Source organism: Streptococcus sanguinis, assembly GCF_019929225.1.
Lineage (GTDB): Bacteria > Bacillota > Bacilli > Lactobacillales > Streptococcaceae > Streptococcus > Streptococcus sanguinis_J.
In genome coordinates this window covers 139,695-165,480 of record NZ_JAHZPA010000002.1, presented here as the reverse complement: position 1 = coordinate 165,480, position 25,786 = coordinate 139,695, and the positions used below count along the sequence as shown (strand labels likewise).

The following is a 25,786-nucleotide window of genomic DNA, read 5'->3' as shown; positions in this document are numbered from 1 at the left end:
CTTAGTCACCTAGTCCAGTGCTGCCAAAGTCAACTTTTGGCACAGCCTTTTCTTCTTCTGGTGTCTTGAGGAAGTCTGCAGCTTTAAAGCCAAACAAACCTGCAACAATATTGCTTGGGAATGTTTCCAACTTCACATTGTAGTTGCTAGTTACTGAATTATAAAGCTGACGAGAATAAGCAATTTTATTTTCAGTATTGGTCAGCTCTTCCTGCAACTTCAAGTAGTTGGTGTTAGCTTTCAGATCTGGATAGCTTTCAGCTACTGCAAAGATTCCAGAAATCTGACGAGAAAGGGCGTCGCTGGCTTGCATGGCTTCGGCTGGTGAAGCAGCTGAAGCTACCTGGTTGCGCAGTTGTGTTACCTTTTCCAAGGTTGCCTGCTCGTACTTGCCATAGCCTTTGACCGTTTCCAAGAGGTTAGGAATCAGGTCATTACGGCGTTTGAGCTGCACATCGATCTGACTCCAAGCTTCTTGAGTCTGCATACGGCTTTTAACCAAGGTATTGTACGCACCAACAACGAAGAATGCTAAAACCGCGACAATAATAAGAACAATAATAAAAGTCATGATATACTCCTCCAATTTTGATTAGACTTATTATATCAAAAAATAGAGGAACTGTCTTTATTCTTGACATGGATTTAGAAAAGATGTACGATAAAGGAAAGAATAAACCGACTGTCGGTCGAATAAAATTTTACTACTAAAAAGGATGCAAGCATGGCTAATAAAAAAGACTTTATCTTAGATACCGCTCAGGAGCTTTTTATGGAGCAAGGCTTTGACCAGACCTCTATCTCCCAGATTTTAGAAGCGACTCAAATCGCCCGCGGTACTCTCTACTATTACTTTTCTTCTAAGGAAGAGATAATGGATGCCATCATTGAGCGAACTATCGAACAAGCATTTACGGCTTCCCAAGCCTTGGCTGATAATCGTGAACTGACTATCATAGAGCGCTTGGCTGGCAGCATAGCTGCACTGAATCTCAATCACCAAGAGGGAGAGGAAGTGCTACTGCATCTCAATCAGCCACAAAATGCGCTCCTGCACGAAAAGACCAATCAAATTCTTCTTGAACGAGCACCCCAGATTCTACTTCCCATCATCCAAGACGGCATCACCGCTGGAGATATGAGGACTGACTATCCCTACGAAAGCTTGGAAATGATTCTTACTTATTCGCTTCAAGTTTTTGGCAGCAGCTTTCAAGCTCTCCCCCTAGAAAAACAGCAAAAAAAACTGCAAGCTTTTCTCTATCTTTTAGAAACTCTTTTTCACAGCCGGCAAGGCTACTTCAATCCCTTTCTATCTTTGATTCAGACACAAAGCAGCTAGAAAGCTAAGCACTAGATTTACTATTTACACTTACTTGACATTGCAAGCATAAGGAGGCAACTATGAAACAATCAGGTTTTAGACTCTTTTTATTGATTTGGATAGGAAGCCTCATCTCGGAAATCGGCTCTGGTATGACTTCTTTCGCTTTAGGAGTTTATATCTTCCAGCTGACCGGTTTGGTTTCTGTTTCTTCTTTTGTTACCCTTTGTGCTTTTCTGCCTGGTCTTTTGGTTACTCCTCTAGCTGGAATTCTGGCCGATCGCTATGACCGAAGATTGCTGATGGCTCTGGGAGATGGCTTGTCAGGCTTAGGAGTTCTCTGGATTTACTTTAGTCTGAAGAATCCTGCTTTGATTTTTATCTGTATCGGAGCTGCCATTAGTTCGCTCTTTTCAGCCTTGGTCAATCCGGCCTTTCGAGCTACGATTTCCGACTTGCTGCCGGAGGATCAGTTATCAAAAGCAACTGGTTTGTCCCAGATTAATGGCATTGCTCGCTATCTGATTTCACCAGCCTTGGCTGGAATGATTTTGGCGAGTGGACATATCAGCACGATTCTGTTGCTGGATTTTTCAACTATTTTCGTGACGGTAGCCTGCACCTTGCTCGCTCGTAGGGCCATTGATTCGCAAGTTTATAGCAGTGATAGTCGTTTCTGGGCTGATTTCCTTAAAGGTTTTCAAATCGTCTATGGAAAAAAAGGCATCTGGATTTTAGTCCTAGCTGGAACAGGCTTTTCCTTCTTTCTGGGAACTGTCCAAATCCTGCTTTCTCCCTTAGTGCTGGCTTTCGCAGATGCCAAAACAGCCGGCTTGGTCATGACCATCTCCAGCAGTGGCATGCTGATAGGAGGCTTGGTTCTGGGGATATTTGCTATCAAAAAACACTTCCATCGTATGCTCTGCCTCTCTCTATTTCTACTGGGACTCTTCATGGTGGGGCTGGGAATGAAGGAAAACTTCATCTGGATTTGCAGCTTTGGCTTTCTCCTCTTTGCTGCCCTGCCTTTTGCCAATACGACCATTGACTATCTGGTCCGCATCAATATTAACAAAGCCGACCAAGGCAAGGTCTGGGGGACCATCGGGATTATTTCTCAGCTGGGCTATGTGCTAGCTTATGCCGGCATGGGTTGGGTCGCAGATACCTTTTTCAAACCCTCACTGACTTACTTTGGCTGGCTGGCAAATTCTGTTGGAAAAATCATCGGTGTTGGCGGAGGCAGAGGCTACGGTCTGCTCTTTATCCTATCCGGTATCTCTATCAGCATCGGTGCTTACCTGCTCTCCCGAGCACGTTCAGTAAAGGAGCTGGAATATGTTTCAACGCTTGATAAAAAATGATTTAAAAGAAAACAAAGTCAGCATGCTAGTCATTGGACTTTTCCTGCTTCTGACTCTGACTCTGAGCTTTGCAGCCACGCGCCTGACCGTCAGTCTGACTAGCTCAATTGAGCGCTTTGTGGAAACAGCTAAAAGTCCTCACCTGCTACAGATGCACAGCGGAAGCGTCGACCGAGAACGCCTGCAAAACTTCGTCCAACAGCATCCAGAAATTGCCTCTTGGCAGCTGACAGACTTTGTCAATGTGGAAGGATCAGCCATCCGCATCAATGAGAAAAACTCACTTCAGGACAGCTCCCAGGATAATGGCTTTTCCAGTCAGAACCAAAACTTTGACTTTCTGCTGGATCAGAATAACCAGCCTGCCCAGCCTCAGCCAGGGCAAGTTTATATCCCCCTTTATTATTACAATAGCGGAAAAATCAAAATCGGCGACCAAATAAGAGTCGGCAAGCTCCAGCTGACTGTTAAGGGCTTTATCCGAGATGCCCAGATGAATGCCGGTCTAGTCTCCTCCAAACGCTTCCTCATCTCACAGACTGATTTGCAGATTCTGAAAACAGAAGCATTTGCATCTAATGAGAATTTGATCGCCTTTCGAGTGCATAAGCTTAGCCAGATTTCTACTATCGAGCAAGCCTATAAAAATGCGGAGCTTGAGTCCAACGGGCCGCCTATGATTACCTATCCGACTATCAAGATGATTAACGGCTTCAATGATGCTCTAGTCATCCTAGTCATGGGGCTACTGGTTATGGCCATCATTGGCATCACCTTTCTCTGCATGCGCTTTGCCCTATTGACCAAGATTCAAGAAGACCTGCAGCAGATTGCCGTTATGAAGGTAATGGGGTTACCCCAAAGCTTTATCAGCAAGGTCTATCTGACCAAGTATTATTTCTGCCTAGCTCTAGCAACCATCGCTGGATGGGGACTGTCCTTTCTTCTGAGTAGTCCTTTTAAAAAGCAGATGGCACTATCTATGGGGCAAAGTCCGACGCCCTTCTATAGCTATCTTTTGGAAGCGCTAGTGGCTCTATTGCTCTGTCTCTTAGTCTTCTGGCTGACTGCCCGACCTCTAAGCTCCTTTAAGAAAATGACGCCTGGCCAAGCTTTAAGATTAGCTTCTTCCAACAGTCTGACCGAGACTCGTTCTACTCCGAAGATGGGTTTACCGTCTATCCCCTTCTTAGACAGACTCTATTTCGCCCTGAAAACGATTCTGAATCATAAAAAACTCTATTTGACTATCTTGCTCATTGTCAGTCTGATTAGCCTGCTTATCCTGCTGCCAGCCAGTCTCTACAGCACTGTGATGGACAAGAACTTCATCCAGTATCTAGGAGCTGGTCAGGCAGATGTGTTGATTGATATTTCTCAGACTGAAGATATTGATACCAAGGCTGCCCAGCTTATGAAAGAACTGCGGGCAGACAAGGATATCGCAGAGATCAATCAGTACCAGAGCCAGAATTTCTCCTATCAAGACCAGCAAGGTCAGACCCAACAGTTGCGGGTAACTCTGGGAAACCATGCAGGATTTCCAGTCAAATACAGCCAAGGCCGCTCTCCTAAAAACGAGCATGAAATTGCCCTCTCCAAGCTTAAGGCAGAAGAGCTCAAGCTAAAAGTAGGGGACAGCTTGACCTTGACGGTAGACGATCAAGCCAGAAAACTAAAAGTAGTCGGTATCTACTCAGACCTGACCTACGGAGGCAAGACCGCCAAGGCTGCCTTTGTGACAAAGCAAGCGCAAACGCTCAATAGCCTGACGACCATCCGCCTTAAAGATGCTAGCAACAAAGCTCAAAAAATCAACGAATGGAAAAAACGCTATTCCAATTATAAATTAACCGACGTAGAAGACTTTTTCCATCAGACTTTTGATGATACTCTGGCCATGCTCCGCCTGATTCAGAGCAGCGTTTTCTGGACAGGACTTGGCATTGTCTTCATCCTTATGACTCTCTTTGTCTATATGATTTTCGCCAAGGACCAAGCTGACTTGGCACTTTATCGGATGCTGGGATTTGGCAGTGAACGACTCAGGAGCCACTACCTGCTCGCTGTCTGCTTCATCTTGATGCTAGCTCTGGCAATAGCCGACCTGCTGCTCCTTAGTATGGGGCAAGAAGTCTGCAGTCTGCTGCTCAGCAGCTTCGGTATCAGCAAACTCCAGCTCATCATTAATAAGTCCCTTACTTTTCTATGGACACCGCTGGCTCTGCTTCTTAGCGGACTCACAGCAGCACACATCAGTCTCCGAGCGCTGAACCAGCTGGAAATTGGACACTATCTCAAGGAACATTGACCTTAAGCAGATAGCTTTCGAGCGCTTAGCATTTATTTTACATCCGAGGAGAAGCCTATGTTATTAGAAGCACATAACCTCAGCAAAAGCTATCAGGGAAATCAGGAGCCCATTCTCCGTGATTTGTCGCTAGAGATTGAAAGCGGCCAATTCATCGCCATCATGGGGCCTTCTGGCTGCGGGAAATCCACTCTTCTCAATCTTCTATCCACCATTGACAGACCTGACCAAGGACAGATTCTTTACCAGGGACAGGACCTGCTAGCTATGAAAGACAAGGACTTAGACCGCCTTCGCAGAGAGGCTTTCGGCTTTGTCTTCCAGCAGGCAACCTTCCTGAAAAATCTCAATATCCTAGACAATATCTGCCTACCAAGTATCATTGGTAAGAAAGGCAGTGAGCGAAAGGCAGCCTATGAGCGAGCCAAGGAGTTAATGGTTCTGACTGGCATTAAGGACATTGCTTACCGCTCTATCCATCAGGTATCGGGCGGCCAGCTCCAGCGAGCCGGCATCTGTCGGGCTCTCATGAACCAGCCTCGAATCATTTTTGCTGACGAGCCGACAGGAGCGCTCAACTCTCAGGCTGGCCGTCAAGCTATGGAGCTCATGCAGCACTTCCACCAGCAGGGCGCAAGTATTCTCCTGGTGACGCATGATGCCAGCGTGGCTACCTATGCAGACAAGGTCCTGCTCATTTTAGATGGCAAGATAAAAAAAGAAATTCAGTTTAATCCCACTGCTAATCAGGATGAGCGGCGCCAGCTGCTCTTGGCAGAGCTCAATCAGATTGGCATATAAGAAAAGAGGCCCTTCGGCAGAATGCTGGGGTCTCCTTTTTATGATATAATAAGATGAATACTGACAAACAAGGATGAAACTATGACACCACAAGAATTTTACCAGCTATTAAGCCAGCAGGGAATCGAGCTGACCGACCGCCAGAAAGACCAGTTTGAGCGTTATTTTGAACTCTTGGTCGAATGGAATGAAAAAATTAATCTGACAGCTATCACCGAGAAAAATGAAGTCTATCTCAAGCATTTCTATGATTCAATAGCGCCCGTTTTGCAAGGCCTGATTGGTAATCAAGAGCTTAAGCTGCTGGATATCGGAGCCGGGGCCGGCTTTCCCAGCCTCCCTATGAAAATCATCTGTCCTCAGCTGGATGTGACTATCATTGACTCACTCAATAAACGAATCAACTTCCTCAAACTGCTGGCAGAAGAGATCGGGCTGGACAAGGTTCACTTCTACCACGGTCGCGCAGAAGACTTTGCTCAGGACAAGGCCTTTCGAGCCCAATTTGACCTCGTCACTGCCCGTGCAGTTGCTCGGATGCAAGTTCTGTCTGAACTGACCATTCCCTATCTGAAAGTTGGCGGGAAGCTTTTGGCGCTCAAGGCTTCTAATGCTCCGGAGGAACTGGACGAAGCAAAAAATGCCCTCAACTTACTCTTTAGCAAGGTCCAAGACAACCTCAGCTATGCCTTACCAAACGGCGACCCCCGCTTTATCACAGTGGTGGAAAAGAAGAAAGAAACTCCCAATAAATACCCCCGCAAAGCCGGCATGCCAAATAAAAGACCGTTATAAAAAGAAAAAATCAGGCTAGGATTGCCTGATTTTTTATGTTGTTGACTAGAAGTTCAATGTACTACAAGACTACGGCAAATATAAAAAGTCGCTTACTTACTGTCCTGTTCCTCCAGTTTTAAAACACTGATAAATTCTTCATAAGAATTGACCACATGATCTTGACCGTCTTTTGTGATACTGCCATAAACAGTTAAGTTATCAAATAGTTGCTTATCTTTCGGTATTAAAAGACTGAAAATGTCTGACATCAGTTTAGGATCTGTCTTATCCGTCAAAAGATATAATTGGCCTCCTTGCTTCGTCATCAAGTCATAAGCTTTAGGGTATTCCTCCTTTAGGCGCCAATCAGAAGATTGTTTAATAACTGAATTGGGAAAATAGAGAGAAGAATTAGTATTTGCCATGCTCTCAGAATAGTAATTTTTAAGGCTTGTATAGTTGACAAAAATACTAGTTCGCCCATCCCTACCTACATTCGCCCCTTTTGGAACATCTTCTATTTCTCCCGTTCTCAGATTAAACAAAACCTCACGACCACTTCCTCCTCCCACTTTTTCTAATTCTATAGTCCGATATTCTTCATTATCATAACTAAAGAAGGCTGTATAACTTGAAAATGGAACGTAACTATCATCATATTCCCGAATAGCCTCAAGCAAATCATACTCCTTACGGTCTAAATTATCCGTACTAGTATCATATACTTGAATTTTCCAGTACTCACCCCAAGTTAGATGTTTCAAATCAAAGTCAGAATCATGAAATCGATGAGTAAATTGATAACTTTCAGTGGCGATATATCGTTTCCCATATATAGCAATCTTGCCGCCGCCTAAATTTTTTTGTTTGATATTAGAATTAACAGGTTTCCAAGTGATAACTAGACCTTGTTTATCTGCAATAAATGCATAATCCTTAGGCTCAATTTCAAACGAAACCACTTTATATCGCTCTACAGTAAAATATCGATACGCATCGTAAGAGCCAACTAAAGACAAAACAACTACGAGCAATGCTATAAATTTCCATTTTTTCTTCATATTACTCCTTCCTCTTTCAGCATGTAAGTCTCAAAAAGTTACTAAAATAGCATCTAAATAGAAGATACTTTAGGAAACCGTACATTCATAAGAAACATGCTTACATCCTACCTCCACGGGTTATAAAAGCGGCCGTGATTGACTGCGAAGAGGACAAAGCAGAGCAATAGAAAGATGACTGCCAGTGTCAGCACCAGCATATCTCGTTTGCTTAGAGCCTGATAGGTATACCAGGTGCGTTTTTTATTTTTTCCGAAACGACGCAGCTCCATTGCTGTGGCAATGGTATTTATGCGCTCTAGTGAGCTGAAAATCAGCGGAATGATAATCTGCAGATTTCCCTTCACGCGCTGAGTCAGTTTGGCTTTCTTGGATAATTCCTGCCCACGCGCTTCCTGAGACATCCTGATTAGGAAGAATTCTTCCTGCAAATCTGGAATATAGCGGAGCGTCAGACTGACCGCGTAAGCAATTTTATAGGAAATACCAAGCTGATGTAGGCTGGAAGCAAACTGACTGGGATGGGTTGTCATGAGGAAAATTACTGCCAGAGGAATGGTCGAAATATACTTGAGCAGGAGATTAAAGAGGTAGAACAGCTCCTGAGCTGTTAGATTATAAGCTCCCCATCCGGTCCAGAGGAAATCTTTGGCTCCATAGATATCGACACCATACTCAGGGGCAAAAAGATAGACCATCACTAAGTTAAGAGCAGCAAAGGATGCCGCAAAGACTAAAACAAATGAAATGTCTCGGATGCGGATACGGGACAGCCGAAAGAGACAGAGGGACAGCAGGGCTAGCCCCAGCAAAAAGCGAGTATCATAGCTAATCATGGCTGCCACTGATACCAGAACGAAGAACAGCATCTTGCTGGCACCGGACAGACCATGAAGAAATGTCTCGCCTGCATGGTAGCCGATTAATTTTCGCTGATTAAGCATGCTTGTCCTCCTTTTTTTGCATATAAAACTCGGTCAAAGCCAGAGGGTCGGTACCAATCTTCTCAGCCAGAGCAAAGATTGACGTTTCCTTTAGATGAGCCGCCGCAATCAACTCTTGATCTGTCAGCACCTGCGCAGGTGCCTTATCGGCTAAAATCTGACCATCCACCACAACCACTGCCCGATCTGAGTAATCCAGCATCAGCTGCATATCGTGGGTAATCATGATAATCGTATGTCCCTGGTGATTGAGCTCGTCTAGAAAGTCCATCATCTCTGTATAATGGCGCTGGTCCTGACCAGCTGTCGGCTCATCCAAGAGGATAATCTCTGGATTCAGCACCAAGATAGATGCAATGGTCACCCGCTTCTTCTGGCCGAAAGACAGAGCCGAAATCGGCCAACTACGAAATTCATAGAGGCCACAGGTCTTGAGAGCCGCATGGACCCGCTCTTCGATTTCCGCTTCTGCCAGTCCGCGCAAACGCAAACCTAGAGCCACTTCATCAAAAATCATGGCTGCCGAAATCATCTGATTGGGATTCTGCAGGACATAGCCAATCCGCTCAGCTCGCTCCTTGATGGAGTCTCCTTTGATGTCCTGACCTTTCCACCTATAGCTCCCATCAGTCTCGATAAACTGACAGAGGGCCTTGGCCAGGGTTGACTTACCAGCTCCATTTTTACCAACGATAGCTATCCGCTCTCCCTTGAAAATCTTCAGGCTCATATCCTGCAAAATAGGCTTGCCGCCGCCCTGGTAAGCAAAGGAAACGTGCTCCAGTTCCAGTAAGGGCTCCTGAAACTCTTTGTCAGAGTCAGACCAGTCCCTGCCCTCAAAGGTCACATCTGCCAGCTGCAGCTGATCCAAGCGGGACAATCCTTCAGTCTTTCCCACATCAATACCCAGCTGTCGCAGGGTCGTAATGTAGAGCGGTTCGCGGATGCCATTTTCAGCTAGCAGCTGGGTTCTGAGCAGGTCATCCGGCTGTCCATTAAAGAGAATACGTCCGTCATTTATAAGCACTAGCCGGTCTACTGGACGATAGAGGACATCTTCCAAGCGGTGCTCGATAATCAGAGTCGTCGTTGCCGTCTCCCGATGAAGCTGGTCAATCAAATCAATGGTATCCTGACCTGACTTGGGATCCAGGTTGGCCAAGGGCTCGTCAAAGAGCAGAATGGGACTCTCGTCAATCAAAACTCCAGCCAGACTGACGCGCTGCTTTTGACCGCCTGATAAATCCTGGGGCCGATGCTGCAAAAACTCCGATAAATCCAGCTTCTCTGACCAGGTTTTGACTTTTTCGCGCATAAGCGACAACTCCATCACATCATTTTCCAGTGCAAAGGCCAGATCTTCTGCTACGCTAAGCCCGATAAACTGGCCATCCGTGTCCTGCAAGACCGTGCTGACAAGATTGGACTTATCATAAATGCTGGATTCAAAGGCTGGCTGCCCCTTAATCAAGAGCTGACCGCTGGCCTCTCCTTTATAAATATTGGGGATAATCCCATTGAGACACTGGCCCAGCGTTGATTTGCCAGAGCCAGACGGACCAACAATCAGAACCTTTTCCCCCTCGAAAATAGTCAGATTGATCTGCTTCAGGGTCGACTCAGACTGGGCCTGATATTGAAAGTTAAAGTCTTCAAATTGGATAATTGGTTTTTTCATCTTATTTCTCTATAATGCCAGAGCGATTTGAATCGCTAGATTGGCAATCTTATCTTTTTCGTCTAAGTCTGCACGATTGGCTAGGTTGCGCATATCCCAAGCTTCCTCAGACAAGTGATCGGCTGCATAAAAGAACTGGCAGACGGTTATCTCTCGAAAAGCTGCCAAGGCCGCTACAGCTGAGCATTCCATATCCACACAGATCGCTCCCTCGGCCTTTCTCTGGCGGAGTTTAGCTGGTGTCTCACGGTAAATGCCGTCTGTCGTCCAGACCTTGCCCTTGCTGTGGGAAATACCGCGCTCGTCCAGAAAAGCCGTCAGAAAATCTTTCAAGCCAAGATTGACTTCCTGCTCACGGCTAGCCGGCTGGTAGTGATAGCTAGTTCCCTCATCACGCAGGGCCTCCGTCGGGATAATGACAGACGTTTCCTTAATCTCCTCATCCAAGATACCGCAAGTACCGAAAAGCACCAGCTTCTTCATACCAAAAGCAATCAGGTCTTCCAGAATAGCCACACAGGCCGAAGCTCCAACAGGTGCATTGAAGAGAGCCAGTTCCCATCCATCCACGAAAACACGATAGATAGGAATTTCAATATTAGCCATGCTAGTCGTCGTAATCAGCTCATGTTCAAAATCCGCCAACATCCGCGCAAAAGTCTCTCTGGCAAAGCAGGAAACAGCCGTCTCCGGAAAACCTTCTATGGATTCATTCAAATCTTCTGGGTTAATGATGGCCTTTCGACTTTGGTCAAATTCTTCAAGTATCATAGGCTTGCTCTCTTACCCCTTTCTTCCTGATGAAACAGCCAGCAGAACTCTGCTGACTTCATCTTACCATTGTATCATAAAAAGGCGGTCTGCTGAACGCTGCCTGCATATTTTCTACATAGTAAAAGCCATAGGCAGACTCTATAGCTACAAATGAGGTGAGCACTTTGTCCAATGATTTTCCAACAAAAAAGACTGGGAATAACTCCCAATCTCATCTTACATAAGGGCTGTAGCAGCAGTAATCAAGCCAAATACAATACCCGGCATATTAGCCGCTGCCAAAGGAATGTCCCGCTTCTCTTTAAATAGACCATAAATGACCCAGAGAGTACAGTTTAGAGCAGCTACTGAAGGCTGGATAAAGTCACCCTTATTGCCAGCTAGATTATTCATAATCTGCGAGATATAGGAAACATACATCATAACAGACATAAAAGTGGCCGCCCAGCCCAAGATTAGCATGTGTTTTTCTTTCATTTCGTTCTGCTTTTTTCATAGGATTAGCCTCTATTCTATAGCTTCATTTGAAATTCTCAAGATATTTTCAATAATGTTATCAAAACGAAAAGAGTCACAAAATTGTGAGAAATGCTGACAGACCTAAAAAAGCCGCCTTTTGGCAGCTCTGTTAAGATTCAAAAAGTAAATTTTCCTAGCGCTAAAACTTCGGTTCTCCATCGGGAAGCTGATTCAAAATGGCTTCCAGTTCCAGTCGACTAAGTGGCTGAATCCGGATCTGGCTGGAATCCAGATAGCTACGGTGAGTGTCTGGAATTTTCTCCAAAAAAGCCTGCAAGTCCTTTGTTGTCAGATATTTATAGCCCTGGGGACTGCTAGCATCCTCTATCAGGATATGAAGATGCCATTCCATGTCTTGACTAGCACCGCTCTCAATCATCTCTTTAACCAAGTATCCCTTGGGCATGGGCTGAGTCGGAAGGACTGTATCCACTCCTTCTGCCAAGACATAAGAACCCAGGTATTTCCCATCCTGATCCTTATAATACTTCGGAGTAGAAAATTGACTCTGAACCTGCTGCATCTCGGCCATCTGCCTGCCAAACTCCTCCACAGGATCTTCTGCCTTGAATAGTTTCAGAAGCTTTTCCTGCGACATATACAAATCATGAGCATAACCTTCAAAAACATGCATAGGCGCAGCTGCAACTCTAGCATCGTTCAGGCCATAGAGAATATCCGCTTCAAAATCAATATTAAAAATCCCATCAGCAGTATAAGTGGTGCCGTATTCATCGACAATATCCTGCTTCATCTTCTGAGCCAAACGACTCATGAAGAGAATAGCCCCTTTCCAGTCGCCCACCGTTGATGGTGTCAAGACGCGGACCTGGTAGGTTTCTCGGTCTGGCAGATAATAAACTTCAAAACCTCGGCCTGCCCCTTCCCAGTAGACAGCCAGAAAAGTTCCGACCTGATCCAAGGATTGATAAGCCTTATCGCCCTTGAGGCCTACGACCTCAAGCCCTTCCACCAAGGAAACCAGAGATAAGGGTGTTTCGACCGCCTTATAGCTAAACAAGCCCTTTCGGTTCTGAATGTAAAAAGAAATACTCATACCATGCTCCTTTCTAACTACAAAAGCCTTTCAGAAAGCGAGAAAATGCAAAATCAAAACTCAATACAGGTACAAACTAGCTTTTCTCCAAGACTTTTAAGGATAAACTCCATTCTTAAAACGGACTCTGGTATTAGTATAACATTTTTGGAGGAAAAAGACGAAAAACCTGTATCCATGAAGAGACTTTCTGACTGAAAGCTTCATCAATACAGATTCTAAGAATATATTTGAACTTCGTAAAAAGGCAATGAATAAACTTCTAAGAAAGCAAAACTCATTCTGAGCACTTCTTACTTTTTATCCTGCTGTGTCAGCTCCTGATTGTAGGACAAGGCTAGCTTGATCCAGTAAGGCAGTTCCTTTTGTCCTTCGCCATCTAAATCAATATAGCCATGATAAAGCCTACCCTTCATCACTGTGACACTGGCACCATTTTTAGGCAGGACCTGCTTTTCCAGTTCCTTACCGATGCGTACCATGACAAGCTCTTGACTTCTCGAACTCACAGTAACGGTCATCTTACCTCGAACCATAAAAGCCAAGCCACCAAACATCTTCTTCTCTTCTAGCTCTTCTTCAAAAACATGAGGAGGAAGATCAGTAGCTAAAATGGCACGGACTTGCTGGGCTAAGGATTCACTATAAGCCATCCTCCTACCTCATTTCATCACATCCCAGCCGATACCAAAACGGTCAATCAAGCGGCCATAAAACTCTGCGAAAGCTTGTTCCTCTAAAGGATAGAGAATTTGCCCACCTTCAGCAAGCTTGGCAAAGAGCTCATCGGCTTCTTCTCTACTGTCTGGGCTCAGAACTAACCATTGATTGGGCTGATGATTGCTAGGAATAGATAGGTCGTTAAAAATGCCTACATCCTCACCATTCAGGGTCAAGTTTTCCGTATCTAAGGCAACCCAAGCAATCTTATTCCGTTTTTCTGCAGGAAGGTCAGCTGGATCCATCATATCACTGGCTCGGACAAGTCCCTTTATCTCTGTCTGAAAAAGATCTGCATAAAAACGAAAAGCTTCTTCGGCCTGACCATTGAAACTTAAAAACACGTCTAATTTCATTATTGTTCCTCCAATTTTTTATATCTGAGAATAAATCTCTAGTATCAGTTTATCAATTAGGATAAAAATTTTCTTATTCTCAATTGCGCTTGTTTGGCTAGGGAACGCATGATTAAAACTGGAAGATTAACTGTAATAGGTGGATCGCTGAGCAAGGGCCTGCGCATGCTGATTTCCTCCTGATAGATACTATCGCCTGAAAAAGTGAGAGGCTCATCGCTGCCCCAGCGAAAGTTATGCTTCAAGACATAGTTTTTAGACAGGTGTAAATCCTCCAGCAATTCACAGGCCAAAAGATAGTAGTGACCATCGGGTACATTTTCAAAAGTAAACCGTCTCTCCTGACTCAATGCTACTCCGATAACTGGCTCTTCTTTGGGTATGCGGGTTTTAAAAAGCCCGACACAGCTAATGCGTGGTTCATACCTCTCAGGATAAGATAGCGCCACAGTCAAGCGATTGCCACTTTTACAGTCGGGATCCTGATGCAACAAAACTCCCTTCTCATCCAGCTGTTTGATCATAAAATCATAAGCCTTGGTTGATTCCTGATAATATTTTTTAGGCGAAAGTCCAGTATGCCGCTTAAAAGTATTGGAAAAACTGCCTAGACTATCATAACCAGCTTCCATAGAGGTCTCGGTCACATTTTGCCGGCCTTCCACAATTTCCTGAATCCCTTTTTCCATCTTAAGAGCTTCCACATATTGCTTGATAGAAAAGCCCATCTTTTTCTTGAAAGTTCTGGATAGATGGGAAGGACTATAATGGAAATACTGAGCCAAATCGGTCAGACTCAGCTCTTGATCTGTATGCTGACGTAGATAGGCCGCCACTTCTTCCATGATAGCTTTAGACATAGACTTGCTCCTTTCCCATTTATTTAAGCCCATTATATCACATCAAAAAGAAAGGACAAAAAATCAGAACTGTGGAAAGAAAATCCGAAATCAAGCGATAATCCGCGAGATGTCCCAAGAATCGTTGGAAATAGTCTACTTTCCAAAATCTCTGTCCAACAAGACTTTTACCTGTAGATAAATGATAAAAAAACTTTAGACATTTGAAACGTCTAAAGTTTTTAGTTTTTCTTAGGAATTTAGAAACTTGCCTTACCATCAAAAATAGTCAGCTTATGCAAATTTTCCATGCCTGCAATAATGGGTCTAGCTTTTGCAATGAGATTTTGAAAAACTTCCAAGGTCAGACTGTCATTGTGAGCTTGCTCGCTCTCCCAAACTTCGTAAATATAGATGCTGTTGGGTTCATCTGCCTTCTCACCTAAGATATAGCAGAAACAAGTGTCAAGATTTTGCATTTCTTTGACAACTTCTTGCATGTAAGCAGTAAGTTCCTGCACCTTTCCTTCTTGGGCCATTAATTTCCCATAAACACAAAATTTTTCCATTAGGATCTCTCCTTATTACTGAGCCACCAATGTTTCCAAGCTTTCTCCGATCGCAGCCAAACGTTCCATCACTTCTGCCTGACTCAGGCTGTTTTCAGCCACATAGCGGTTACGAGGGTGAACGCGGCATTCGTGAGAACAGCCACGGAGGTACTTGTCTTCATTTTCTTCAGAGGTCAGGATGCGACGGTTACACTCTGGATTGCCACAGTTGACATAGCGCTCGCAAGGAGTACCGTCAAACCAGTCTTTCCCAATCACAACTGGATCAACATGATTGATATCAACGGAGATACGCTCATCAAAGACATACATCTTGCCGTCCCAAAGCTCACCTTGAACTTCTGGATCCTTGCCGTAAGTCGCGATACCGCCATGAAGCTGACCGACATCCTTGTATCCTTCACGTACCATCCAGCCTGAGAATTTCTCACAACGAACACCACCGGTACAGTAAACAACCACGCGCTTGTCCATGAACTTCTCTTTGTTATCACGGACCCATTGCGGCAATTCGCGGAAGTTGCGGATGTCTGGACGGATGGCTCCGCGGAAGTGGCCTAGATCGTACTCGTAGTCGTTACGAGTGTCTAGGACAACAGTGTCTTCGTCCAAGAGGGCTTCCTTAAATTCCTTAGGTGACAAGTAAGCTCCTGTCGTCTCCAGCGGGTTGATGTCATTATCAAAATCATTGTCTTCCAAGCCCAAGTGCACAATTTCTTTCTTGTAGCGAACAAACATTTTCTTGAAAGCTTGCTCGTTTTCTTCGTCAATCTTGAACCAAAGGTCTTCCATGCCCGGAAGGCTGTGCACATAATCCATGTATTTTTGAGTGGTTTCATAGTCACCAGAAACCGTTCCATTGATTCCTTCATCTGCTACCAGGATACGGCCTTTAAGACCGATAGATTTACAGAAAGCCAGATGATCAGCTGCAAATTTCTCAGCATTCTCAATCGGAACATATTTGTAGTAAAGTAGGACGCGAATATCTTTTGCCATAAGATTTCAACTCTCTTTTCTCTATAAAATTTTCTGAATTTTTTAATTCATCTATTTATTATAACGCGAGAAGAAAAGTTGGGCAAAATATTTGTTTGAAAAATAGCAGAGCTGGAAAGTTTAAGCGAGAAGGACAAGTCAACGCTCTTCTTCCAACTGATCCAAATACTTCTCAAATCGCTTTTACTGTATTCTCTTACAGATTCTCCTTTCACTTTATAAATTTCTATAATACAATATATAATTTACATTATGTTTTTTATTTTGTACAAAAAAAGACTGGGAATTCTCCCAATCTTTCAATTTTTGATGTAATCAATCCTTTTTCAGACTTCCTGCGCGGGTGCGGGTGCGAGCGTAAGCAGTCAGCAAGACTGTACCGATGACTGCTACTGTCGCAGAATTCACCAGAATTGCTACAATACTTTGAGCAATAACCTTATTGACCGGCTCACCAGATACAATCACGTCACCAATCGGGCCGATTAGCCAAGCGATTGCATTGGCTCCAAACTGAATCAAGTTAAAGCGGATAATATCCTTGACTTCAAATTTGCCATCTTCTAATTGGAAGAATTTTCTAAAGAAGCCAACCAATAGACCGAAGACTCCGCTACCGGCAATCCAGAACCACCAAAGTCCTCCACCACTCATAGCGTCTTTAATGGCGTGGCCAATGAAGCCCATCAAGAAACCAACGATTGGTCCAAAGATGACGCTAAAAAGAGCTTGCAGAGGGTATTGGAGCTGGATGCTGGTATTGGGTACAGGCGTTGGGATATTGATCATTCCGATGACCACGAATAGGGCTGCTCCAATTCCTGTTGCGACTACGTTTCTGATTGTATTATTTTTCATGTTCTTCTTCCTTAATTCTCAATTCTCTTGATTTCAATATGCCACTGGGCACCGACGCCAACATTGTAGGCCTTAGCAAAGGAACCTTGGTTAATCGCTAAGCCAACCCGATAGAGGGAGTTGATATAGAGGATAGGCTGGCCGATGCGGACATCCGCAAAGGACTTGCCATAGGTTACTTGGTTTTGATAAACCAGCATGTCATTGTTATAGATGGTAACCTCGAATCGGTCACCAAATTCTGGTTTTAAGGTGTAGAATTCCTCGCGGGTGATAGAGGTCCAGAGAGAACCAAAGCGGACATCCAGGATATCAATAGCTCCGCTGACATAATTATCCGCAAGCGTAGTTTCGACTACCTGAATTTCGACGATGTCTTCTACTCTAAGCTCTGGTCCGACTTCTTCAAAGCTGATATGGCCGCTGGCTAGCTTGGCACCTGTATAGGCATAGACATCACGGCCGTGGAAAGTGTAGGAATGCTCCGTATCCTTACGGCGATTTTCCACCTCAGAAATTTCCCGAATGGCCTCAATGCCGACATGCTTCTTGATAAAAGACAGGGTGCCGTTATCAGGCGTAACGATGTACTGACCTTTTTTAGTCTTGGCTACCACACTCTTCCGCTTGGACCCCACACCCGGATCTACTACTGACACAAAGGTCGTTCCTGCCGGCCAGTAATTAACTGTCTGAAAAAGGCGATAGCTTCCCTCAAAGATATTGTAAGGGGTGATATCGTGAGTCAGATGATGAATTTTCAGAGTGGGCGACTCTTCTAGCGCCACTCCGATCATGGCTGACACAGCTCCATCCACCAGACCAAAGTCCGACTGGAGTACGAGTAAATTGTTCATATTTTCTCCTTAGTTATATTTTCAATGATATTTAGACCGAAGCTGACTTGGAAAGTCTCGCTTTAAGGATTTTCTTCCCTAACAGGGCTCCAAGCAAAGCTCCTAGTAAAATGCTAGCTACAAACCAGAGGACTAAGCTGGGTTCTGGCTTAAGCATGACCTGGTCGATATAAGCTTGAGTCTTTCCTCTGGCAAGAAGACTAGCTTCATACTGCTTGGGCGCCAGCCACATTAGGAAAATAGGACCCGCTGTGCTAAAGCTGAAAACCATAAAAGACAGCAAGCTCCTAACAGTCTTCTGGTAACTACCTGACCGAGCTATAAGATCCGCTAAAATACCACAAATCAAACCTGGTAGAAAAGCTCCAAAGCCATGTCGACTAAGCAAAAAGAAGAAACCTAGCAGACAGCCTAGACTGCTGATTAGACCGAAGGTCTTTATTTTCTCCGTATAGAAGATGAACAGAACTCCGCCAAAGAAAGCTGTAAAAGCCGGAGCATAAAACATATTGCCTGAGCGATCAAATAGAAGTCCAACCAAGACGCCTAAGAGCATGGCTAGGAAATAAAAGAGGTAAAAGAAGCCAGCCTGCTTCAGTTTGTCTTTTCTTGTAGAGTATAGCATAAGCCTTCCTTTCCCGCTAATCAGCTTGATGGTAACTGCCAATCAAGTCTTGAATGAGCTCTATGTGCGTATAGTAGTCAGCAATTTTCACATTCTCATCTCCGCCGTGATCTCGGCTGTTAGCATTGCCAAGTCCAAAAGCTGCCATAGGAACCTCCAAGGCTTCATAAACCGTATGCATCGGACCAGTTCCAGCTGAAGTCGGCAGAACAGAGATGCCCTCTTGATAATAATCTTTAGCCAGCTCAATAAGATTAAGAATGGATGGTGCACTCATGTCGCTGCGATAGCTCATTTCTCCCAAGGTATAAGTCAGCTCAACTGCCGGATAGCCATTCTTGTCCAGCTGCTGACGAATCTTGTCTAACACATCCTCTGGCTCCAGACCTGGCACCAGACGAACCTCCATCTTAGCCTGGGCCTCTGAAGGCAAAATGGTTTTAACCCCTTGGCCTTGATAGCCTGATCCGAAGCCTTCAATATTCAGCGAAGGTTCAAAGTAAAAGCGACGGAGAAATTCCTTCCGCTCGTCCAACAAAACCGGCAATTTCAAGCCATAGACCTGACTCAACTCTTCAGGAGTCCGCAGGGCATATTCCTCAATCAGAGCCAGCTCCCGTTCATTTGGCTCTTGAATCTGCTCATGAATGCCTTCAACTAGAATGCGGCCGTCTGGACTGCGCAAGCTGGATAAAGCATTGAGCAAATACCAAGAAGCTGAATTGATAACACCACCGAAGCTGGAATGAATGTCTACATCTGCACTTTTGACCGTCATGTCAAAGGTAACAATTCCCTTGTTGCCGCCTGAGATTTCTAGCTGACCTAAATTGTTGCGGCTGCCTTGCTCCCAGACCAGTAAATCCGCTCCTCGCAGGCGTTTGCGATGCTTGGCCAAATATTTATCCAAGTCTGTCGAAGCAGACTCTTCTGCCCCTTCCATCATAAAGATGATATTGACTGGTAAATCACCGTGCTCTCGAATATACTTGCGAACAGCCGTCAAACGAGCAGTAATGTGCCCCTTGTCATCATCCACTCCTCGCCCATACATAACCCCATAATGAACTGACAGCGTAAAGGGATCATTGGTCCAAGGCTGGTCATCATCTGCCGGCACTGTATCGTAGTGGTTGTAGAAAATAACGGTCTTAGCAGCAGGATTTGAAGAAAGAAACTCCGCCAAAACAAATGGAGCAGTATAGCTATCGTCAATCATGACCTTGGCACCTGCAGCTGTAAAAATCTCTCCCAAATAGTTGGCTACTTCCTGCAAGCCAACTTGCTGGGCAAAGATTGATTTTTTAGAAATCAAGGTTCGCAGCACTTCAAAATAGTGCTGGGCCACCTCGTCGTTTTCAAATTTCTTGATTTGTTCAGTCTCAGTTGAGAAAGGCATGCGTTACTCCTATTAACAGCAGATAAAGGGCTGGGGAAATAAGCTTCCCCGCCCTTATCGTATTTCTTGTATCAAAGTCTAGTCAGCCAAATTCAGACTGGACTTGATGGGATTTCTTACTTGATATCTTTTGCATCTGGCAGGTAAGAGCCGCCAAAGAATTCTTGTGAAAGTTTTTCAAGCGTACCGTCCTCATAGAGTTCCTTGATTCGCTTGTTGACAAATTTTTGCAGGTCTTCCTGACCGCTTGCAATAATCGGATAGACATAAGGCTGCTGGTCGCTTGGAAGTTCAATCACTTCCAGATTATTCAAGCCTTGGTCTTTGATAATAGACTCTACAGTGATGCGCTCAAAAACCTTATAGTCCGTACGGCCGTCATTCAGATTGGCCAAGATTTGCTGAATGGTTCCGTCCGTATAATTGATTTTTGTCGGATTATCGCTATGTTCCTTGTTGTAATCCTCTAGTTGCTGAGCTGTTGAAGTCCCCTGAACAACCTCAGTAGACTTGCCGCCAATGTCATCCAGCGATTTAATCCCCTCACCTTTACGGACAACTAAAACTGTTGGATTTTTCGCATATGGGCTAGCATAGAGATATTTGTTAGCCCGTTCCTCGGAATAACTGATATTATTGGCACCGATCTGGTAGCGGTCGCTGTCCAGACCTGAGAAAATAGAAGCCCACTTGGTCTTATTGAAATTGACTTCATACTTGTCTGAGTCCTTAAAGATAGCACGAAGGACTTCGATATCATAGCCAGTCAGTTTACCATCTTTATCCTCGTATGAAAATGGTTTGGTCGTTCCCACTGTTCCGACTTCTACCTTTATTTTCTCTGTTTTCTTCTCACTTGATGATGAGCAGGCCACTAGGGCACCAATGGCCAAGACACTGACAGCCGCCAGAGAGAAGTATTTCAAGGTTTTCTTCAGGTTCATATTTCGAATTCCTCCTAAAAAGTCTTTCTTTATCATATCAAATAAGGAGAAGCTTGACCATTATATATTTTTTATGGAGGTGATAGCTTTTCTTTATCAGCTTTGATGTAGCCATTCACTAAACTTTCTGCCTGTAGTGCTGCAGGAGAAAGAGGGCGCTCTCCACATAGTAAGGAACGGAAACTTTGAAGGCTTCGTCGTCAATGACCATGCTGTCATGATGGAGGTCAGGAGCATTTTCTGCCCCATTTGAGCCGATAAAGGCAAAGACGCCTGGAAGCTTCTCCTGATAAAAGGCAAAATCCTCTCCAGCCGAGGATGGACTGGCTGCCAGGACCTCTGCTAGATTCCGTGAGTGCTCGTAGAGCAGCTCAGCCAATTCTGGATCATTATAGGTCACTGGCGGTGTATGGTCCCAAGAAATCCTGACCTGAGCTCCAAAATTCTCCGCTGTATTCTCTACAATTCGGATAAAGTCTTCCTTGAGACGCTGCTGCAAGGTCGGATTGAAACTGCGAATCGTTCCTTCAAAAAAGCCCGACTGCGGCAATACATTCCAAGTTGCCCCCGCTTCTATATGAGTTACAGACAAGACAGCTGCTTCAAAAGGAGACACTATGCGGGCCACTAGAGCCTGCAGATTTTGAATCATACTGGTTAAGGTCAATACTGTATCAACACCCAAATCGGGTCTAGCAGCATGGCTGCTGACTCCTTCTACCTCCACCTTGAACTTCTCAACCCCAGCCATCATGGCTCCAGCTTTAAGTGCCAGCTGCCCCGCCTTAAGCTGGGGCATATTGTGAAAGCCGATAATAGCAGACACATCGTCCAGCAGACCAGTCGCAAGAACCCGGCTGGCTCCCTGAGAAGTTTCCTCAGCCGGCTGAAAAATCAAACGAACCGTTCCTCTCAAATCACCTTCCATAGCCTTGAGCAGCTCTGCTGCCCCCAAAAGGCTGGTCTGATGAAAATCATGGCCGCAAGCGTGCATGGCGCCTGAATTCTGACTGGCGTACGGCAGACCTGTCTGCTCCAAAATAGGCAGAGCATCGATATCTGCTCTCAGGGCGATAACAGGCTTGCCAGAACCAACCTCGGCAACTAGGCCGGTTTTCAGACCGGATTCTAAAATCCTAATCTCCAAATCTTCCAAATAGCCTTTTAGAAAAGCCGTCGTCTCAAATTCCTGCCCAGACAGCTCTGGATGCTGATGAAGATAATGCCGCGTTTGCATTAGTTTATCATAAAATTTTTTCATGGCAGACTCCTTTACTCGAATACACCTATCTATCATTCAGTATAGCACAAAGCTGGACGAGGACACAAAAATAGAGAGCAAATAATCAATAATTAGCCCTCTAATTTTTGTATTAGGATATATCACCTTCGAAGGAGATGACAATGGATTCATAAGAAAAATCACGCTCCAAAACCCACTTGCCATCTGTCTTTACAAATTTCAGCTGATAATCTCGTTCTGGGGTGAGAAGCGGCCGTGAGTCCAATCCAGCCATCATGTCATCAGCATAATTCTTATCTTGTGCTTTATAGAATTCCGAAAGATTCGCATACTCAGAACGATGCTTGTCAGAAAACTCTTTACTGTAGTTCAGGATGGTTTTGCTTAGACTGACCGTTCTCGGTTTAATCTTGATAACTATCTCATTCGGCATGTACTGGGCTACTGTATAAGAAATTTCGGAGCGTTTTGCATTATTTTCCACATAGGCATCGATAAAGGCACTGACTTCCTTATCAGTAAAGGGATAGTCATGCAATTTACGTTTGAAGTCTTCAGCAAAAGCTGCTCTAAAGTCATTTTTATCTTGCTCCAAATTACCGCCCAAGACAAAATCTTCCTTGCCCTTGGATGACTTTGCCTTGTCTTTGCTTTTGGCGTCTCCACCCAAGAAAACGGCATTCAGATAATCAGAAGCTAGTTTCTTTGAATCTTCGATTTGATCAGGATAGCTCGAAGGATCAACATTTAGCTTGATTTCTTCTGTTTTCTCATCAGCATCATAAGTTTTCTTCTCATAGTGCAGTTCATATTTTTTATCCTTTTCAACCTTAAATACAAGATAACCAGAAAGAGTCTTTCCCTTAGCTAAATCTTCATATTTCAGTATTTTAAAGTTTTCTGCATCATCATAAACTCCGACCTGCTGGATTTTCTCACCTTCTGAATCATAAAAGCCAATGTCTGAAGAGGAAATCATGATTTTTTCATCCGTTTTATTCTTAATTTCCAATGACAAAGCCAAGTATTTTGAGTCAGCAGCCCCATTGCTTGGCAAAATAAACTGGCCTTCCTTAATCTTGACCTCTACTTGCCCATTGCTGGCTGCTTTCTTGTCCTTCTTCTCCTGACTTTGCTTACTTGGAATATCCTGATTTGAAGTCGGAAGCAAGGCACAGGCTGTTAAGCTCATTCCTGCTAGAAGCAAGGTCGCGTATTGAAATACTTTTTTCATCATTGTCTCCTTAATAACTTAATAATATGACCTTTCTATTTTACCATACTTATCTTGACTGGTAAATACAGTTTGAAAGTTATTGTCATATAAAAAACCTGTAGCTCCAACTACAGGTCAAGTATCTTTAGAATCCATCTACATTCGTATAGATTTTTTGGACATCTTCGTCGTCTTCTAAAACGCTATAAAGTTTTTCAAAGGTTTCGAGGTCCTCACCAGTCAACTCTACTTCAGACTGAGGAATCATTTCCAGCTCGGTTACTTGGAATTCTTGAATGCCAGATTCACGCAGAGCCACGATAGCCTTGTGAAGGTCAGTTGGCGCTGTATAGACAGTGATGCTTCCTTCTTCTGCTTCAACATCATCAACATCCACATCCGCTTCCAGCAGCTGTTCAAAGACGCTGTCGGCATCGTCACCCGCAAAGACAATCACGCCTTTATTATCAAAAAGATAAGATACAGAGCCGCTAGCTCCCATATTACCGCCATTTTTACCAAAAGCAGCACGAACATTGGCTGCAGTCCGATTGACATTTGAAGTCAGAGTATCGACAATCAGCATAGAACCGTTTGGCCCAAATCCTTCATAGCGGCCTTCAGTAAAGGTTTCGTCGGTGTTTCCTTTTGCCTTATCAATAGCTTTGTCAATAACATGCTTCGGCACCTGAGCCTGCTTAGCTCGGTCAATAACAAATTTCAAAGCTGTGTTAGACTCTGGATCTGGATCACCTTTTTTAGCCGCTACATAGATTTCTACACCAAACTTAGCATACACTTTTGAGTTTGCGCCGTCTTTGGCCGTTTTCTTTGCCACAATATTGGCCCATTTACGTCCCATTGGAGATTCTCCTTTTGATAAATTACATTTTTAATCTTTCTTATTATAACACAGGGAATCAGAAAAATCACTAAGAAAAAATGATAGCTTCTAGAAGATTCAGCCTGCATTCTTCAACTTCTGCTAGACTGAAATCAAGACAAAATTGATTTCAGTTTTCCTTCCATAAAAAATCCAGCCGCTAAAAGAGCAACTGGACGGTACATTCTATTTCCCGAAACCGGTAGTTCTGTCATAACGGTCCTTTACCGAAATCCAGCAAAAATATCACTGATAATTTTTCACAATAGATAAATCCGGTTTGCACCTGCTTAAACAGGCAAAAACATCCTCTATTCTGCCATCTAAAAAAGTGACATCTACTCGAACGGACTTGCCATTATAAGGCTTGACATATAAGTAGTCTCTCCGATAGTACCTGACTCCCAGTCGAAAAGAAGCCTGCCCATCAGAAGTTCGGCCCCAAGCCGGCTGGTACAAGATGCTTTCCAGCCGATTCCAAGCAAAGCTATGCTCTTTCAAGAAAGCACCTCGCACGGTCAAGCCCCATTCTGTTCCTGCAAGAACAAAGCACTTTTTGCTCAGCTTGCGACCCGCATGGACTATTGCAAAGATTTCGACTACAACAGTCATGAAAAAAGCAAGTATAAAAGGCAAACTGAACGAGCTTATTCCTGCTCCAGGCATGGCCTTTTCGAAAGAAAATAGTATAAAGTAAGCTAAAGTTCCGAAAATAAGGCTTAAGGCTAAAAAGACAGATGCCAAGATGACTATGGTCAAATAGAGTCCTATACGATAGCGAAAAGCAAACAATAAAGGCATGGCTTTTCCCTTCTTTCTCAGCTAATAGTTTTGCTTATGCTTTACTGAGGCGCCTTAAACTCATCTTCCTCTACCTTATTCCAGTCAGAATATTGAGTATCTGTTTGAACATCCAAACTGCCTTCTTCACCTTTATAAGATAAACCTAACTTAAAGTCTTTTAAGAATAAGGTCTTTTTATCCAAGTGTACTTCTAACGTTTTATCCATATCAGCCTGAGTAACACCTGTCAGCTCTAGTTTGAATTCTTCACCAAAAAGTCCTAGCAAATCAGCATTTTTACTGCTTAATTTAAAGATATATTCATCACCGCTTTCCTTTACAGTGACATCATCAGCCATTTGATAAAAGCCATCCATGAGTTTGAAATAATCGGGCTGAACATAATAATCTGCCCCGCTTCCCATTTCTTGCTTAGACCATGTTCCATTTTTAGAAGAACGAGTATACAAAAGTTTATTCTCTCCGCCTGGCATAATCGCTTCTTGATAACTCTCCTGACCACTCTCTTTTCCATCTATGATTAAATGCCCCTTGGCCAACTCATCCGTACTTTTATCATAGAGAAGATCCCCGCTCATCGTTTGAGTTTTATTGGAACCATCTACAGTGATAGATAATTTCACCTTCATTTTCATTGAAGTTAGATCTTCATTTGCAGTTTCTGCTTTCTCCAAGAGTTCTTCAATTTCGTCAGAAGAAGTATTCTTTTGGCTCTCACGGGAGCTATTCTCAGTCCCACCCTGATTCTTTTGAGAATGCTTCTGCCCAATCAAGCTACAAGCCCCTAAACTAAGCGTAAGCAAGGCTGTAAGGGCCATAAAGGTAATCTTTTGAATTTTCATGAGTCTTCCTCCTTTGAGA

General features: G+C 44.1%; 27 protein-coding genes. 5 read left to right on the top strand and 22 right to left on the bottom strand.

Translation table 11 applies throughout. The annotated features are described in order from the left end of the window. Position 1: 1 nt before the first annotated feature. A complete protein-coding gene (locus K1I80_RS05335) occupies positions 2 to 571 on the bottom strand; it encodes a LemA family protein (protein ID WP_002910364.1) in 570 nt (189 codons plus the stop codon). 153 nt (positions 572 to 724) lie between these two features. On the opposite strand from K1I80_RS05335, the gene K1I80_RS05330 reads away from it, so the two are divergent. From K1I80_RS05330 to rsmG, 5 genes are all read left to right on the top strand, one after another. After that, entirely contained in the window at positions 725 to 1,342 is a 618-nt protein-coding gene (locus K1I80_RS05330; RefSeq protein ID WP_223313206.1) for a TetR/AcrR family transcriptional regulator, read from the top strand. Between the two features lie 62 nt (positions 1,343 to 1,404). Continuing rightward, positions 1,405 to 2,688 (top strand): MFS transporter, encoded by a 1,284-nt coding sequence (locus K1I80_RS05325; RefSeq protein WP_223313205.1) that lies wholly within the window; start codon positions 1,405 to 1,407, stop codon positions 2,686 to 2,688. Beyond that, a complete protein-coding gene (locus tag K1I80_RS05320) occupies positions 2,663 to 4,999 on the top strand; it encodes an ABC transporter permease (RefSeq protein WP_223313204.1) in 2,337 nt (778 codons plus the stop codon). Before K1I80_RS05325 ends, K1I80_RS05320 begins: the two co-directional genes overlap by 26 nt. 57 nt (positions 5,000 to 5,056) lie before the next feature. Beyond that, positions 5,057 to 5,800, top strand: coding sequence for an ABC transporter ATP-binding protein (locus K1I80_RS05315; RefSeq protein ID WP_223313203.1), 744 nt, complete (start codon positions 5,057 to 5,059; stop codon positions 5,798 to 5,800). 81 nt (positions 5,801 to 5,881) lie between these two features. After that, positions 5,882 to 6,595, top strand: a complete 714-nt coding sequence (rsmG, locus tag K1I80_RS05310; protein ID WP_061594816.1) for a 16S rRNA (guanine(527)-N(7))-methyltransferase RsmG — start codon at positions 5,882 to 5,884, stop codon at positions 6,593 to 6,595. 92 nt (positions 6,596 to 6,687) lie between these two features. Here rsmG and K1I80_RS05305 read toward each other — a convergent pair whose 3' ends face one another. From K1I80_RS05305 to K1I80_RS05205, 21 genes are all read right to left on the bottom strand, one after another. Next, on the bottom strand, positions 6,688 to 7,638 hold the full coding sequence (locus K1I80_RS05305) for a hypothetical protein (protein ID WP_223313202.1): 951 nt from the start codon (positions 7,636 to 7,638) through the stop codon (positions 6,688 to 6,690). A gap of 107 nt (positions 7,639 to 7,745) precedes the next feature. Next, positions 7,746 to 8,582 (bottom strand): energy-coupling factor transporter transmembrane component T family protein, encoded by an 837-nt coding sequence (locus tag K1I80_RS05300; RefSeq protein WP_223313201.1) that lies wholly within the window; start codon positions 8,580 to 8,582, stop codon positions 7,746 to 7,748. Beyond that, positions 8,575 to 10,260 carry an ABC transporter ATP-binding protein gene (locus K1I80_RS05295; protein ID WP_223313200.1) on the bottom strand — a complete coding sequence of 562 codons (1,686 nt, stop codon included), beginning with the start codon at positions 10,258 to 10,260 and terminating at the stop codon, positions 8,575 to 8,577. Before K1I80_RS05295 ends, K1I80_RS05300 begins: the two co-directional genes overlap by 8 nt. Positions 10,261 to 10,269: 9 nt before the next feature. Next, positions 10,270 to 11,031: a nucleoside phosphorylase gene (locus tag K1I80_RS05290; protein WP_223312238.1), complete on the bottom strand. Its 762-nt coding sequence runs from the start codon at positions 11,029 to 11,031 to the stop codon at positions 10,270 to 10,272. 219 nt (positions 11,032 to 11,250) lie between these two features. Continuing rightward, positions 11,251 to 11,511: an SWEET family sugar transporter gene (locus K1I80_RS05285; protein WP_263280583.1), complete on the bottom strand. Its 261-nt coding sequence runs from the start codon at positions 11,509 to 11,511 to the stop codon at positions 11,251 to 11,253. Positions 11,512 to 11,692: 181 nt separating this feature from the next. Then, positions 11,693 to 12,610 carry a DUF4299 family protein gene (locus tag K1I80_RS05280; protein ID WP_223312237.1) on the bottom strand — a complete coding sequence of 306 codons (918 nt, stop codon included), beginning with the start codon at positions 12,608 to 12,610 and terminating at the stop codon, positions 11,693 to 11,695. Between the two features lie 293 nt (positions 12,611 to 12,903). Then, entirely contained in the window at positions 12,904 to 13,263 is a 360-nt protein-coding gene (locus tag K1I80_RS05275) for a TfoX/Sxy family protein (protein WP_023915839.1), read from the bottom strand. Positions 13,264 to 13,272: 9 nt separating this feature from the next. Then, the gene (locus K1I80_RS05270) at positions 13,273 to 13,686 is read right to left on the bottom strand and encodes a VOC family protein (protein ID WP_223312236.1); all 414 of its coding nucleotides are present in this window, start codon (positions 13,684 to 13,686) and stop codon (positions 13,273 to 13,275) included. 56 nt (positions 13,687 to 13,742) lie between these two features. Next, positions 13,743 to 14,546, bottom strand: coding sequence for a helix-turn-helix transcriptional regulator (locus K1I80_RS05265; RefSeq protein WP_223312235.1), 804 nt, complete (start codon positions 14,544 to 14,546; stop codon positions 13,743 to 13,745). A gap of 239 nt (positions 14,547 to 14,785) precedes the next feature. Continuing rightward, positions 14,786 to 15,094, bottom strand: a complete 309-nt coding sequence (locus tag K1I80_RS05260) for a putative quinol monooxygenase (RefSeq protein WP_002903981.1) — start codon at positions 15,092 to 15,094, stop codon at positions 14,786 to 14,788. Between the two features lie 15 nt (positions 15,095 to 15,109). Continuing rightward, on the bottom strand, positions 15,110 to 16,096 hold the full coding sequence (gene trhO / locus K1I80_RS05255; RefSeq protein WP_002903980.1) for an oxygen-dependent tRNA uridine(34) hydroxylase TrhO: 987 nt from the start codon (positions 16,094 to 16,096) through the stop codon (positions 15,110 to 15,112). A gap of 315 nt (positions 16,097 to 16,411) precedes the next feature. Further along, complete coding sequence (locus tag K1I80_RS05250) at positions 16,412 to 16,954, bottom strand: ECF-type riboflavin transporter substrate-binding protein (RefSeq protein WP_223312234.1); 543 nt, start codon at positions 16,952 to 16,954, stop codon at positions 16,412 to 16,414. A gap of 11 nt (positions 16,955 to 16,965) precedes the next feature. Then, positions 16,966 to 17,811, bottom strand: a complete 846-nt coding sequence (locus K1I80_RS05245; RefSeq protein WP_223312233.1) for an SAM hydrolase/SAM-dependent halogenase family protein — start codon at positions 17,809 to 17,811, stop codon at positions 16,966 to 16,968. A 31-nt stretch (positions 17,812 to 17,842) separates the two neighbouring features. Beyond that, on the bottom strand, positions 17,843 to 18,436 hold the full coding sequence (locus K1I80_RS05240; protein ID WP_223312232.1) for an MptD family putative ECF transporter S component: 594 nt from the start codon (positions 18,434 to 18,436) through the stop codon (positions 17,843 to 17,845). A gap of 16 nt (positions 18,437 to 18,452) precedes the next feature. Beyond that, positions 18,453 to 19,835: a M20/M25/M40 family metallo-hydrolase gene (locus K1I80_RS05235; protein WP_223313199.1), complete on the bottom strand. Its 1,383-nt coding sequence runs from the start codon at positions 19,833 to 19,835 to the stop codon at positions 18,453 to 18,455. A gap of 116 nt (positions 19,836 to 19,951) precedes the next feature. Continuing rightward, positions 19,952 to 20,779: an amino acid ABC transporter substrate-binding protein gene (locus tag K1I80_RS05230; RefSeq protein WP_009659877.1), complete on the bottom strand. Its 828-nt coding sequence runs from the start codon at positions 20,777 to 20,779 to the stop codon at positions 19,952 to 19,954. A gap of 118 nt (positions 20,780 to 20,897) precedes the next feature. Then, the gene (locus K1I80_RS05225; protein ID WP_223313198.1) at positions 20,898 to 22,040 is read right to left on the bottom strand and encodes a M20 peptidase aminoacylase family protein; all 1,143 of its coding nucleotides are present in this window, start codon (positions 22,038 to 22,040) and stop codon (positions 20,898 to 20,900) included. A gap of 112 nt (positions 22,041 to 22,152) precedes the next feature. Continuing rightward, entirely contained in the window at positions 22,153 to 23,259 is a 1,107-nt protein-coding gene (locus tag K1I80_RS05220; protein ID WP_317627748.1) for a DUF4352 domain-containing protein, read from the bottom strand. Positions 23,260 to 23,383: 124 nt separating this feature from the next. Beyond that, the gene (locus tag K1I80_RS05215) at positions 23,384 to 24,100 is read right to left on the bottom strand and encodes a YebC/PmpR family DNA-binding transcriptional regulator (protein ID WP_002901009.1); all 717 of its coding nucleotides are present in this window, start codon (positions 24,098 to 24,100) and stop codon (positions 23,384 to 23,386) included. Between the two features lie 267 nt (positions 24,101 to 24,367). Beyond that, complete coding sequence (locus K1I80_RS05210; protein WP_317627751.1) at positions 24,368 to 24,733, bottom strand: hypothetical protein; 366 nt, start codon at positions 24,731 to 24,733, stop codon at positions 24,368 to 24,370. Between the two features lie 230 nt (positions 24,734 to 24,963). Continuing rightward, positions 24,964 to 25,767, bottom strand: a complete 804-nt coding sequence (locus K1I80_RS05205; RefSeq protein ID WP_223313195.1) for a DUF6612 family protein — start codon at positions 25,765 to 25,767, stop codon at positions 24,964 to 24,966. Between the last annotated feature and the right edge of the window lie 19 nt (positions 25,768 to 25,786).